Genomic DNA, 12,873 nt, shown 5'->3' on the forward strand with positions numbered 1-12,873 from the left:
CTACGTGCCCCCACACGCGCCTCATGGACTCCCCCGGTCCGAGGACTCCGCACCGAGCGAGCCGCGCACCGGTGACAGCTCCCGCGCAGACCTGTCCTCTGCCGAGCGGCGCACCGGCGCGACCTCCCAGTCCACCGCCCGCTCCCGCCTCGCCGCCGCCGAGCGCTCCGCCCGTCGTGGCCTGTCCCACCTCGGCCTGGACTCGCGCGCCGACCTCCTGCTGGTGCTCGCGGTCGCGCTGTGGCTCGGATACACGGCGATCGCTTCGCTCGCCCACGGCGGCCCGTCCGCCGACGCCCTGCCCTTCCTCATCGCGCCGGTCGTCATCCTCGCCGGCGTCGCGGCGGGGCGGGTGCTCGCCTCACGTTCCACGCACGTCGACCCCAGTCGCTCCCCCGACGACGACACCACCGACGCACCAGCTCCCCGACGAGGGGTCACCACCACGCACCTGAGCGCCGCCGTCGCGCTCGTCGCCGGCCTGGCCCTGCTCGTCCCGTTCTACGCCAACGCCCAGGCGGCGTTCGGCCTCCAGCTCGTCGCCCTGGCCGGTCTGCTCGCGCTGAGCAACGAGCGGCACGAACCAGACACCCTCGCACCGACCCGCGTCACCCACCTCACGCTGCCCGTCCCGACGCTCGTCGCCGTCGTGCTCGGCGTGCTCCTCGCGGGTCGCGCCCAGGCTGCCGGCGTGCTCGTCGTCGTTCTCGCGCTCGTCCTCACCCTCGCGCTCGTCCGCCGCGACCTGCCGTCCCGACGCCGTCTGACCGCCCCGCGCACCCTGGTCATCGCCGGTGGTGCCGTCATCGCGGTGGCGGCCGCCGTCGTCACCTGGCTCGGCGGCCTGTCGACCTGGCCCACGTGGCTGTCGACCTCCGGCAGCCTCAGCGGTGCCCGGCACGCCCTGTGGGTCGACGCCCTCGAGCTGTGGTCGCAGCGTCCGCTGACCGGCTCGGGCCCGGGCTCCTTCGCCGCGTCCTCACCGATCGCCGCCACGCGCGCCGACCTGTCCGAGGTGCACTCCTCGGTCCTGCAGGTCGCCGCCGAGCTCGGCCTGGTCGGCGTCCTGCTGCTGGCAGGGCTGCTCGCGGCAGGCCTGGCCGTCGGGGCGCAACGCGGAGGTCGCGCGGCGCTCGTGGCCACCACGGCCTGGACCGCGCTGGCGGTGCACTCGATGATCGACCACCTCTACGAGTTCCCGCCCGTCACGCTGGCCGCGGGCCTCGTCCTCGGCTGGGCCTCGGCCCCGCACCACCGACCTGCTTGACCACGCGCCCACTGTCCGACCGGCCACGTACCCCGCTCAGCCCCATCCACCTCCTCCGCAGCCCCACCACTTCATCGAAAGGATGGGTTCTGTCACGAAAGGATGGGCAGAGGGCATCCCCTCGTGACACAACCCATCCTCTCGAAGCGGGAGAGACGGTCTGAGTCCCGACGCGCGAGGTAAGGGATGCGACTCAGGCCGCCCCCGACGACGCCGTCTCGCGCCCGCCCTCCGCCGCGGCCACGTGCCTCTCGCCCAGTGCGACGAACACCGCGGCGTTGAGGTCGAAGGCCACCTTGGCCTCCTCGACCACCCGATCGCGCTGCTCGGACGCGAACGCGGCGTCGTCGATCAGTGCCCGGTAGCGGTCCTTGAACGGCTTGACCTTCTCGATCCCGGTGAAGGTGTAGAAGGTCAGATCGTCAGCGGTCATGCCGTAGTGGCGCTGGAGCATCCGCGCGATGGCCTGGCCGCCGGAGAGGTCGCCGAGATAGCGGGTGTAGGCGTGCGCCAGGTAGGTGGCCGCGTCCGCGATGCCCTCCAGCCGCGCCACGTAGGTCTCGGTCGCCGCCAGCACGGGGAGCTCCTTGCGCCAGGTCGGGCCGGCGAGGGTGGCGAGGTCCGCCTCCAGGCTCGGCACCCGCCGCAGCTCAGGCAGCACGAAGGCCGCCGCCACCGGGTCACCACCTGTCCCACCACCGACCAGCCGGTCACCCGCACCCTCGAGCGCGGTGTAGATCGCGTGGTGCTGACGGGCCAGGTCGACATACGCCGCACGGCCCAGGCGCCCGCCCATGAGGTCGCTGACGAAGGAGCGCGTCTCGGCGTGCTCGTGCTGCGGCCGGGTGGCGTCCCGCAGGACCTCGGACAGCGGCTGGGTGGTGGTGGCCATGGGGGCTCCTGGGTTGCTGACGGCACGTCACGATCAAGTGTGCTGACAGTCTGTCGTCAACCCACCGGTCAGGCAAGCCTTACCTGGCCCCGACCCCGCACGACGGCGCACCACCACACCCGAGTGATCCACCACCGGCTCACCCTCACCCCGGCTCCGCGACCTCCTCGAGCGCGTCGATGTCCAGCAGCTCCACGTCCCGCCGCCCCTGCAGGCGAATGATCCCGCGGTCGGACAGCGCCGCCAGGCGCCGGCTCAGGGTCTCCGGCGTCGTGCCCAGGTAGCCCGCGATGTCCTGCTTGGCCATCGGGAGCCGCACCGCCACCACCGAGTCGCGCACGCTCACGGGCAGGTCGAGCAGGTAGGCCGCCACGCGAGCGCCGACGTCGCTGGAGGTGACCGCGGCCAGCAGCCGTTCGGTCGAGTGCAGCCGATCGGACAGCGTGCGCAGGATCCGTTGGGTGATGTCGGGGTAGCGCCCGAGCAGCGCCGAGAGGTCGTCGTGGTCCAGCGCGCACATCTGGCTGTCCTCGATCGCGACGACGAGGTCCTCGGACCGCTGCCCGGTGAGGAAGGCCCGCTCCCCCACCACCTCACCCGCGCCGGCGGTCCGCAGCACCTGCTCGTGCCCGTTGGCCGAGGTCTGACTGACCTTGAGCCGCCCGCTGTGCACCACGAGCACCCGGGTCACGGGCTGCCCGGGCAGGTGCACGGTCTCGCCCCTGGCCACCCGCAGGGGTCGGACGACCTCCGCCACCGTCTCCTGCTCGGCGCGCGTCAGCCCCTGGAAGATCGGGACCCGGACCACGCACAGATCAGGCTCGGACATACCCGGAATCTACCCGGCGCCCCTCACCTCGCCCGGACTTGACCTGCGTCAAGGAGATCTCCGCGCCACCTTCCTAGATTGCGAAGACACCGCAATCCACGACGAAAGGACAGGTGAGATCGACATGACCACCACCGCCGCCACCACCCGCACGATCCTCCGGGCCGAGGGCTTCTCCTGCCCCTCGTGCGTGGCCAAGATCGAGAAGCAGGTCGGCCGGCTCGACGGCGTCGAGAACGTCACCGTGCATTTCGCCTCCGCCCGTATCGAGATTGACCACGACCTGGCCCGGGCCTCGGTCGACGACCTCGTCGCTGCCGTGGCCAAGGCGGGCTACAGCGCCGCCCCCTCGGCGTTCTGACCCCCGGCCACTCACTCCACGTCAGGAGAGGGAGGGCGCCCCGCCCTCCCTCTCCTCATCGCCCCGGTCCTCCTCCACCCACCCATCACCAGCTTCTCCACCTCGCGACGGGAAAGGTCGTGACTCACGTGCACACGCTTCAGCGCCGGCTGCGCGGGAACTGGGCAGTTCCCGCGATCTCCGGTGCGCTCATCCTCTTCTCCTTCGCCCTGCAGCACGTCGCCGGCGGCGCGGCGAACCTCGCGCTGACGCCCCAGTGGTGGCTCGACGCCGGACGGCACGCCACCCACGCCACGGGCGTCTTCACCCTGGCCGACGTGTTCATGCTGACCGCGGCGGTCGTCGCCGGATACCCCATCGTGGTCAAGGCCCTGCGCGCCCTGACCGCGCGCGTCATCGGCATCGACCTGCTGGTCTCCGTCGCGGCGATCGGCGCCGTCGTCATCGGCAACTTCTGGGAGTCCGCCGCCGTCACCTTCCTGTTCGCGGTCGGGCATGCGCTGGAGTCGGCCACGCTGAGCAAGACCCGCTCGGCGCTGGCCGAGCTGGTGGCCGTCGCCCCGGACACCGCGATCGTCGTCCGCGACGGCGCGCAGCAGGAGATCCCCGCCGGTCAGGTCGCGATGGGCGAGGTCGTCCTGGTGAAGAACGGTGCGAAGGTTCCCGTCGACGGCGAGGTCGTCTCCGGCACCGGCGCCCTGGACGAGGCCTCCATCACCGGCGAGTCGATCCCCGTCGAGAAGGCCACCGGCGACCAGGTCTTCGCCGGCACCGTCTCCCGCGGCGGCTTCCTCCAGGTGCGCGCCACCGGGATCGGCGCCGACACCACGCTCGCCCGCATCATCCACCGGGTCGAGGAGGCCCAGGACGCCAAGGCGGCCACCCAGACCTTCATCGACCGCTTCTCCCGCTGGTACACCCCCGGCGTCATGGTGCTGGCCCTCGTCGCCGGCCTACTGACCGGTGACATCGTCCTCGCGCTGACGCTGCTGGTCATCGGCTGCCCCGGCGCCCTGGTCATCTCCATCCCGGTCGCCATCGTCGCCGGCATCGGCCGCGCCGCCCGCTCCGGCATCCTCATCAAGGGCGGCGAGTACCTCGAGACGTCGGCGCGGATCTCCGCGGTCGCCGTCGACAAGACCGGCACCCTCACCGAGGGTCGGCCCGAGCTGACCGACGTCGTCGTCCTCGACCCCGCGATGGACCGCACCGAGGTACTGGCCTGGGCCGCCGCCGCCGAGGCCGGCTCCGAGCACCCGCTCGCCCGCCCGATCCTCGAGGCGGCCGCGGCCCAGGGCGTCGCCCCGGATGCCATCGACGGCGCTGTCACCCCGGTCCCCGGCAAGGGCATCGCGTCGGTCGTGGACGGCCGCCAGGTCCTCATCGGCAACGCCGCCCTGCTCGCGCACCACGAGCTCCCCGAGCAGCCCGACGCCGAGCAGGTCGCCGACTCGCTCGCCGCTCAGGGGAGGACCCCGATGATCGTCGCGCTGGACGGCGCCGTCATCGGCGTCCTGGCGGTGGCCGACCAGGTCCGCACCGACGCCGCCGAGATGGTCGAGCGCCTGCACCGGGCAGGGGTGTCGACGGTCGTCATGCTCACCGGTGATACCCACCGGGTCGCCGAGGCCGTCGGCGCGGCGACCGGCGTCGACGAGGTCCGCGCCTCCCTGCTCCCGGAGGACAAGCTCGACGCCGTCGCGGAGCTGCAGCGTCAGGGGCACACCGTGGCGATGGTCGGCGACGGCGTCAACGACGCCCCCGCGCTGGCCACCGCCGACATCGGCGTGGCGATGGGCGCCGCCGGGTCCGCGGTGGCGGTGGAGACCGCGGACATCGCCCTCATGGCCGACGACCTGCTCAGGCTCCCCCAGGCCATCGACCTGGCGCGGCGCACCGCGCGGATCATGCGGCAGAACATCGCGGTCGCGCTGGCCACGGTGGTCGTGCTGCTGGCCGGTGTCTTCGCCGGTGGCGTGACGATGTCGGTGGGCATGCTCGTCCACGAGGCCTCGGTGCTGGTGGTCATCGCCAACGCCATGCGGCTGCTCCGGCTCCGCGCCGGTGCGGGTTCGAGCGCCGGCCGCACCCCGGAACGGCGGACCGAGCAGGATCAAGCCGTGCGGCGCACACGGGACGATCGCGCAGCCGCCCGCTGAACCCGCGGTGGTCCCGCCGTGCGAGGGCAGCGCCACCGGGTCCGCCCGGTCGGCCTGCTCCGCCAGCCCCCCCCAATCGAAAGGATGGGTCGTGTCACGAGAGGATGCCCTCAGTCCATCCGCTCGTGGCACAACCCATCCGCTCGTCGCAGAGGCCGCAGCGCTCACCGGACCCCGCCCCTACACCACCTCGACGCGCACCTTTCTGGCCTGCACATCCACCTCGGCCACGCGCACAGTCACCTCGGCGCCCAGCTCGAGGCCCTCCCCCTCGACGACGGCGTGCACCGCCGGCTCGGCCACCTGCACCTCACCGCGCTGCGGCTTCTTCTCGTCGACGTCGACGACCACCCCGCGCAGTTCCTCCCCCTCGCGGCCGCGCAGCACGAGGGCCTCCATGGCGTCGACGGCGCCGCGCTCGTACGCACTCGCCCTCCGACCGCGGGCACCCATCGCACTGGGTAGTTCGGGCAGCGCCTCCCGCACCCAGCCCGGCACCTCCGTATCCGCCGCGATCGCCAGGCACGCTTCGAGCCCGTACCGGTCGACCAACCGGCGCAGCGGCGCGGTGACGTGTGCGTAGTCGGACGCGATCGCGGCGTGCTGGGTCGACACCACATCCCCGCCCTCGCCGTCGTCCCCGCCCTCACCGGGCGAGACTGGCAGCGCGAGGTACCCCGCCCCGCGGAACAACGCCGTCGCCTCGTTGAGGAACGCCGCCCCCTCGGGCGTGCTCGCCTTTACCGACCGCACGAGGTCCGGGTAGCTCATCCCGTCCGGCCACGGCACGCCCAGCGCGTGGGCGGTCCGTCGCAGCTTCGCCACGTCCTTCTCGCGCGCCGGCGGCAGCGTGCGCAGGATCCCCACGCCCGCCCCGAGCATCATCTCGGCGGCCACGATCCCGGTGAGCAGGGAGATCTGCGCGTTGTAGCCCTCGACCTCCAGGACGGTGCGGCTGTCGAGGACGTACCGCCCGCCGTCGCCGAGCTCGACGACCTGCTCGGGCAAGTCGAGCGAGACCGCGCCGCGGGCGACCTCCTGCGCCTGCCGTGCCCGCCCCACCTCGGCCAGCAGTCGCGGCAGGTCCGCGGGCACGCCCTCAGCCAGCTGGGCGCGCCCGTCGAGGGCGTCCTGGACCTGGTCGTAGGTGAGCTGGGCGCGCGAGCGCACGAGCGCCCGCTCCACCGCGGAGGACCGCACCTCGCCGGTGGAGTCGATCCGCACGTCCCACACGCAGGCCGGCGCCACCTGGCCGGCCAGCAGGCTCGCCGCACCGGCGGAGAGCACCTCGGGGTGCAGGGGCACGGACCCGGTGGGTCCGTAGACGGTCATCGCCCGACGTCGAACCTCCTCGTCCAGCGCCCCGCCCGGTGTCACGAACGACCCGACGGACGCGATGGCGTAGCGGATGCGGTGACCGTCGCCGTCGCGCTCGATGAGGACGGCCTGGTCGAGGTCGCGCGCGCCGGGCGGGTCGATCGTCACCAGGTCGAGGTCGGTGAGGTCCTTGGCAGGCAGGGCGGCGCCTTCGGCGGCGGCCTCCGCCTCGGCGAGCACCTCGGGGGAGAAAGCGGTGGGGAGCTCGAGCTCGGCGGCCAGGGCGTCGAGGGCGGCCTTGAGCTCGTCGGGGGCGGCGGTGTTGATGCGCAGGTGGCGTGTGGGCACGCGTAGACAGTAACGAGACCGGGGTCACTGCGCCGTCCGCGCGCTCGACGACGAGCCCTCTACGATCGACCCTGCGCGTGACCCGACGGCCCGGAACCCCCGACGTCGAGCGTCCCGGCCGCAGGGAGGACCGCGATGGTGACGTTCTCGGAGCAGCACGAGGCGCGGGCCGCCGCGATCGCCGAGCGCCGAACCCACTGACGCCGGGGTCCGGCTCGGCGTACATCCTGTGGGTTCGACGGAAGCGCGCCGGCCCGCATGATCACCCCCTACGCGCACGGCCGCGCCACCACCGCCCGCGCAATCTCGCCGGCGATCTGTGGATGTCTGCCGACAGGTCGACCAATGACAGCATTGCGTTAGACTGCTGTCAATCGTGGAGGTGGATCGATGGCAGTCCTGACCGTACGAAACGTTCCCGACGAAGTGCACCGCGCACTACGAGTACGCGCGGCCCAGCACGGCCGCAGCGCGGAGGCGGAGGTGCGGGAAATCCTCAACGCCGCACTCATCCCGTCCCAGCGGGTGCTGCTCGGAGATGCCCTGGCGTCGCTGGGCCGTGACCTCGCACTCACCGATGACGACGTCGACGAGCTCGGCGCGGTGCGCGACCGGAGCCCGGCGGAACCACTGACGCTGCCGTGATCGTCCTGGACACGAACGTCGTCTCCGAGGCGATGCGCCCCGAGCCGAATCCGGTCGTGGTGGGCTGGCTCAACGCCCAGACCGCCGAGAGCTTGTACTTGTCCAGCGTGACTCTCGCGGAACTCCTTTTCGGCATCGGCGCGCTACCCGCCGGCGTGAGGAAGGACCGGCTCGCGCAGGCGCTCGATCGACTGCTCGCCCTGTTCCCCGGCCGGGTACTGCCGTTCGACCAGGACGCAGCCCGACGCTATGCGGAGATGGCCGTCGCCGCCCGCGCCACCGGTCGTCCTCTTCCCACCGCCGATGGCTATATCGCAGCAACCGCAGCGGCTCACGGCTTCGCCGTCGCCACCCGAGACATTCAGGACTTCGATGGCGCCGATGTCGAGCTGATCGACCCGTGGAACGCACGCTGACCAGTTCTCCGCGATAGGTCGGGACCGTTGACATGGGCGCCCGGCACCGAACTGCACCCCCGCACGACGACGCCGCACCGATCACCGACTGACCGCCGGTCCGCACCGAACCCACACGCCGAGCGCCGAACCCACCGACGCCGGGGTCCGGCTCGGCGAACAACCTGTGGGTTCGACGGAAGCGTGTGGGGTCGACGGCAATCCGCCGGCCCGCATCATCACCGCCGCCGATTCGCATGATTACTCCCGCCGCGCGCGCCGCGCCACCACCGCCCGCGCGAGCCCCTCGAGCACGTCCTGGGTGGTCTGCCACGACATGCACGCGTCGGTCACGGACTGCCCGTAGGTCAGGCCGCTCGGCGCCGGCTCCTGACGGCCGGCCACGAGGAAGCTCTCCAGCATCACCCCGACGACGCCGCGCTCCCCCGCCCCGACGGCCTCAGCGATCTCGCCGGCCACCTGCGCCTGACGCACGTGGTCCTTGCCGCTGTTGGCGTGGCTGGCGTCCACGACCAGCCCCGCGCTCCGACCCGCGCGGCGCAGCAGACCCAGCGCAGCTTCAACCCCCTCCGGCCCGTAGTTGGGTCCGCCCCTCCCGCCGCGCAGGATGACGTGGCCGTCGGGGTTGCCGGCGGTGTCCACGAGCACGGCGCGTCCCTCGTCGTCGACGCCGAAGAACGTCTGCTCGGCCGCGGCCGCGAAGGAGGCGTCGATCGCGACCTGGACGTCGCCGTCGGTGCCGTTCTTGAAGCCGACCGGCATGGACAGCCCGGACGCCAGCTGCCGGTGCACCTGGGACTCCACCGTGCGCGCGCCGATCGCGCCGTAGGTGACGGTGTCGGCGATGTACTGCGGGGAGGTGGTCTCGAGGAACTCGCAGCCGGCGGGGATGCCGGCGTCCAGGACGTCGAGCAGGACGCGCCGGGCGGTGCGCAGGCCGCGGGGGACGTCGTATCCGCCGTCGAGGCCGGGGTCGTTGATGAGGCCCTTCCAGCCCACCGTGGTGCGCGGCTTCTCGAAGTACACGCGCATGACGAGGTCCAGCTCGCTGCCGAACCGCTGGGCCGCACCGGCGAGGCGGTGCGCGTAGTCGATCGCGGCGGCCGGGTCGTGGACGGAGCACGGCCCGACGACGACGAGCAGGCGGTCGTCCCGACCGTAGAGGATGTCCTGGACCTCGCTGCGGGAGCCCGAGACGAGGGCGGCGGCGTCACCGGGGAGCGGCAGCTCGGCAAGGATCTCGCTGGGGGTCGGTAGCGGGGCCATGCGGCGCACGCGCAGGTCGACGGTGCGTTCGGTGGGGGTAACGGTCATGGGGCTCTCCTCGGACGGGGGCGGGTCGTCCCCGTCCGGAGCGCCCGCCATGAATGGCAAAGGGCGCGGACCCAATGGTCCACGCCCTGTCGGCTCCGGTTGCGCGCGTCAGCGAATGAACGCGCCGGCCGGGGCCGACACGCCAAACCAATACTGGCGAGCGGTATGCACGTGTGGAACGTACGTCCCCGCCACCGGTCGGCGTCACGCGCGTCTCGCCAGATGGGATCGACGACGTTGCGGGCCGTGACTCCCCGTTGCCGCCCCGACCCCCCATTGCCGCCCGGCCCAACCTCCGATAAATGGAGGGTTCGCACGGGTGCGTCACCAAGCGCCAGCGTCAGGCCCGACCTCCGTTATACCGAGAGCTCCCGCGGGCGCCACACCCGCTACCGTCCGCGCGACACCAGCCGCGCCCCCCTTGGCCCGGGGCCTGCCGTCCTCACGTGCCGACGTCGGCGCCCGCACGCGGCCCGACCTCCGTTATACCGAGGGGTAGCGCGGGTGCCTCACCCGCTCCCCTCCGGTCGCCACCGACCGGCTCCGGAACACCCGTCAGGCCTCGGCCAGCCGGGCGGCGTACTCCTCCCGCAACTGCTGCGCGGCATCCCGGTCGGGCGAACCGGCGGCACCACTCGCACCAGCAGGACCCGCCACACCCGCCGCGCCGGCAGAACCGGCCGCGCCACGCAGCATGGACTCCAGCTCGTCCAGACACGCATGCCACCCCGCAGCCGTCCCGGCGTGGCCGAGCGGCCCGGGCTCGCCGGGCCACGTCGTGAACACGAGCCGAGTCCCGCCGTCGACCGGCTCGAGCTCGAACCGCAGGACGTCCGCCTCACCCTCCGAGTTGCCCCAGACCAGCTCGAAGAGCGTCGGCGGGTCGAAGGCTCGGATCAGGCCGGGGAGCACCTCGTCGGGATCCATGCCGGTGGTGTCCACACCGGCCTCGTCGAGCATCTCCATGCTCTGCTGCGCCCCCTCGGGCCAGAACGGCAGCTGCACCTCGGCGCCGGCGGCCCGCTCGCCGACGATGTCGGCCGGGAACCAGTGCCGCAGTCCGGCCGACTCGGTGAGGGCGCGCCAGACGGTGGTCGGCGAGTGCGCAAGGTGCCGCACATACCGCAGCCGCACCGTGTCGCCGTCGCGCTCGACCGTGCCCAGTCGTCCGTGCTCGTCGGTCATGTCCTACTCCTCGTTCGTCTCGTCCAGGTGGCGCTCCAACGCGTCGAGCCGGTCGGCCCAGATCTCCCGGAACGGCTGCAGCCACGAGTCGAGGTCACGCAGACCCTCCGGGGCGAGCCGGTACTGGCGCCGCGGCCCCTCGACCCGCACCCGCACCAGCTCCGCCTCCCCCAGCACACGTAGATGCTTGGACACGTTCGGCTGCGGAGCGTCCAGTGCGACGACCAGCTCGCCGGCCGACCGCTCCCCGTCGCGCAGCAGCTCGAGGATGCGACGCCGGGTCGGGTCCCCGATCACCGTGAACACCTCGCGCTCGGCCATACCCGGAATATTCCTCTACACGCATATGCCTGTCAATGCATTGGATAGCGATTGGCACTGCCACCTCCATCGACCCAGGGCCGCCGCGATCCGAGTCATCTAGAAGTCAGCGGCGCACGGCGCCCACCTCCACAGTGACTCCCACAAGCGCACCTCCCGCAGTATCGTGTAATACACCAGCAACGTGTCAGGAGGTGCGATGAGACTCAACAGCAAAGGACAAGTGACCATCCCGGCCGATCTGCGGCACCGGCATGGCTTCTCCGAGGGGGACGAGGTCGACGTCATCGACGACGACGGCACGCTGCGCATCGTGCACAGCTCGCCGGGCGGGAGCAGGGGCGAGCGTGTGGTCGGCCGGATGCGCGGTACCGCGACCACAACCCGGTCCACGGACGAGCTGATGACGCTGCTTCGTGGCGAGTGAGCGCGCGCCCATGATCACGTTGGTCGACTCCAACGTGCTGCTCGACATCCTCACCGACGACCCCGTGTGGTCGAGCTGGTCCGGCGAGGCACTCGAACGCGTCCTGAACGACGGCGAGTCGGTTATCAATCCGCTCGTCTACGCCGAGGTGTCCGTCGGTTTCGACCGCATCGAGGAGCTCGACGTGGCGCTGCCGATCACCGCGTTCCGGCGCGAACCACTGCCGTACGCGGCGGGCTTCGTTGCCGGAAAGGCTCTTGTCGACTACCGCCGCCGGGGCGGAACCAAGACGTCGCCGATGCCCGACTTCTACATCGGTGCACATGCCGCTGTCGCGGGATACCAGCTACTCACCCGCGACGCGCGCCGGTACCGCACCTACTTCCCAGGTCTCACCCTCCTCACGCCGGGCACGGAGTAGCCCGGTCGGCCGTGCGACCAGTCCGAACCGAACTCAGCAACCCCCGTCACCCCGCCTGCCGCTCGAGCTCCTCGAGCGTGAAGTCACCGCGGTTCAGCCCCCGCAGCAGCCGCCACGTCCGCACCACACGGGGCAGCGTGATGATCAGCAGGCCGCCGAGCATGTTGAACGGGATGACCAGGCCGAACCACTGGAGGAAGTCCCCCACCGAGATGTCGGCGCCGGCGAACATCGCCGCGAAGATGACGAGCGCGTTGAGCGCGCCGTGCAGCATCCCGAATCCGATGAGCAGGAGCCCGGAGGCCATGCAGGTCACCGCGGCGACGACGTCGTTGGACGTGCCCTGCTGCATACGCGTCGACAGGGTGATCGTGGCCCCTGCCAGCACGGACAGGGCGATCGTCACGGCCGCCGACGGCTGCTCGAGGTAGCTCAGCGCGCTGGCGGTGATGGTGGCGTGGTAGCCGGGCAGGGCGAGCACCATGAGCCAGGCGAACACGATGCCGCCCAGGAGGTTGGTGACGAGACTGACCGACCACAACCGGGCGATCTGCAGCCACGTCCCCTGGCCGGCGAGCACCGCGTTGATGGGCAGCAGGAACTCCTCGGTGAACAGCTCGGAGTGCGCGAGCCTGAGCGCCAGCAGGCCGATCCCGAAGGCCATGCCGGCGAGGATGTCGGAGCCCGTGGCCTGCTTGACGAGCAGCATCGCGAGGATGCCGAGACCGACGTCGATCCCGCCGAAGAACCCCGTGACGATGAGCTCGGGCCAGGTCCGGTTCAGCCGCTCCGAGCCCTTGACCACGGTGGCGGCGGCCTCCTGGGCCAACCCGTCCTCGATGTCGAAGTCCGTGCTGCCGAGGCGCCGCCGCTGCTCGCTCTGATCCATCCGCTCAGCGTAAGGACGCGCGCCGAACCTCGCCGCCCGGGCCGCCTACCTGCCGGCGAGCACCGCCCGCCCGTCGACGCAT

Annotated in this window: 14 protein-coding genes; 7 read left to right on the top strand and 7 right to left on the bottom strand. The window is 72.0% G+C overall.

From position 1 onward, the window contains the following. Positions 1–4 precede the first annotated feature (4 nt). Positions 5–1,267 (top strand): O-antigen ligase family protein, encoded by a 1,263-nt coding sequence (locus AC24HA_RS15710; protein ID WP_425707662.1) that lies wholly within the window; start codon positions 5–7, stop codon positions 1,265–1,267. Positions 1,268–1,460: 193 nt separating this feature from the next. On the opposite strand, the gene AC24HA_RS15715 is transcribed toward AC24HA_RS15710, so the two are convergent. Together AC24HA_RS15715 and AC24HA_RS15720 are read right to left on the bottom strand one after the other, a co-directional pair. Further along, complete coding sequence (locus AC24HA_RS15715) at positions 1,461–2,159, bottom strand: biliverdin-producing heme oxygenase (protein WP_425707661.1); 699 nt, start codon at positions 2,157–2,159, stop codon at positions 1,461–1,463. 145 nt (positions 2,160–2,304) lie between these two features. Continuing rightward, on the bottom strand, positions 2,305–2,988 hold the full coding sequence (locus AC24HA_RS15720) for a Crp/Fnr family transcriptional regulator (protein WP_425707660.1): 684 nt from the start codon (positions 2,986–2,988) through the stop codon (positions 2,305–2,307). Between the two features lie 124 nt (positions 2,989–3,112). Here AC24HA_RS15720 and AC24HA_RS15725 point away from each other — a divergent pair, with 124 nt between their 5' ends. Together AC24HA_RS15725 and AC24HA_RS15730 are read left to right on the top strand one after the other, a co-directional pair. Next, positions 3,113–3,349: a heavy-metal-associated domain-containing protein gene (locus tag AC24HA_RS15725; protein ID WP_425707659.1), complete on the top strand. Its 237-nt coding sequence runs from the start codon at positions 3,113–3,115 to the stop codon at positions 3,347–3,349. 128 nt (positions 3,350–3,477) lie between these two features. Further along, complete coding sequence (locus AC24HA_RS15730) at positions 3,478–5,508, top strand: heavy metal translocating P-type ATPase (protein WP_425707658.1); 2,031 nt, start codon at positions 3,478–3,480, stop codon at positions 5,506–5,508. 180 nt (positions 5,509–5,688) lie between these two features. Here the strand turns inward: AC24HA_RS15730 and AC24HA_RS15735 are convergent, their stop codons facing one another. Beyond that, positions 5,689–7,173, bottom strand: a complete 1,485-nt coding sequence (locus AC24HA_RS15735) for an RNB domain-containing ribonuclease (RefSeq protein WP_425707657.1) — start codon at positions 7,171–7,173, stop codon at positions 5,689–5,691. Between the two features lie 390 nt (positions 7,174–7,563). On the opposite strand from AC24HA_RS15735, the gene AC24HA_RS15740 reads away from it, so the two are divergent. Together AC24HA_RS15740 and AC24HA_RS15745 are read left to right on the top strand one after the other, a co-directional pair. After that, entirely contained in the window at positions 7,564–7,818 is a 255-nt protein-coding gene (locus tag AC24HA_RS15740) for a FitA-like ribbon-helix-helix domain-containing protein (RefSeq protein WP_425707656.1), read from the top strand. Beyond that, positions 7,815–8,234: a type II toxin-antitoxin system VapC family toxin gene (locus AC24HA_RS15745; protein ID WP_425707655.1), complete on the top strand. Its 420-nt coding sequence runs from the start codon at positions 7,815–7,817 to the stop codon at positions 8,232–8,234. Before AC24HA_RS15740 ends, AC24HA_RS15745 begins: the two co-directional genes overlap by 4 nt. A 240-nt stretch (positions 8,235–8,474) precedes the next feature. Here AC24HA_RS15745 and AC24HA_RS15750 read toward each other — a convergent pair whose 3' ends face one another. The 3 genes from AC24HA_RS15750 to AC24HA_RS15760 form a co-directional block, all read right to left on the bottom strand. Then, the gene (locus AC24HA_RS15750) at positions 8,475–9,548 is read right to left on the bottom strand and encodes a 3-deoxy-7-phosphoheptulonate synthase (RefSeq protein WP_425707654.1); all 1,074 of its coding nucleotides are present in this window, start codon (positions 9,546–9,548) and stop codon (positions 8,475–8,477) included. A 555-nt stretch (positions 9,549–10,103) separates the two neighbouring features. Further along, positions 10,104–10,733, bottom strand: coding sequence for an SRPBCC domain-containing protein (locus tag AC24HA_RS15755; protein ID WP_425707653.1), 630 nt, complete (start codon positions 10,731–10,733; stop codon positions 10,104–10,106). Between the two features lie 3 nt (positions 10,734–10,736). Next, positions 10,737–11,054 (bottom strand): ArsR/SmtB family transcription factor, encoded by a 318-nt coding sequence (locus AC24HA_RS15760; RefSeq protein ID WP_425707652.1) that lies wholly within the window; start codon positions 11,052–11,054, stop codon positions 10,737–10,739. A 199-nt stretch (positions 11,055–11,253) separates the two neighbouring features. Between AC24HA_RS15760 and AC24HA_RS15765 the strand changes: the two genes are divergently transcribed. Next, positions 11,254–11,481 (top strand): AbrB/MazE/SpoVT family DNA-binding domain-containing protein, encoded by a 228-nt coding sequence (locus AC24HA_RS15765; RefSeq protein ID WP_425707651.1) that lies wholly within the window; start codon positions 11,254–11,256, stop codon positions 11,479–11,481. A gap of 10 nt (positions 11,482–11,491) precedes the next feature. Further along, positions 11,492–11,902, top strand: a complete 411-nt coding sequence (locus AC24HA_RS15770) for a type II toxin-antitoxin system VapC family toxin (RefSeq protein ID WP_425707650.1) — start codon at positions 11,492–11,494, stop codon at positions 11,900–11,902. A 46-nt stretch (positions 11,903–11,948) separates the two neighbouring features. Here the strand turns inward: AC24HA_RS15770 and AC24HA_RS15775 are convergent, their stop codons facing one another. Continuing rightward, positions 11,949–12,791: a formate/nitrite transporter family protein gene (locus tag AC24HA_RS15775; RefSeq protein ID WP_425707649.1), complete on the bottom strand. Its 843-nt coding sequence runs from the start codon at positions 12,789–12,791 to the stop codon at positions 11,949–11,951. Positions 12,792–12,873: the final 82 nt, after the last annotated feature.

This window comes from Georgenia sp. Z1491, from assembly GCF_057652395.1.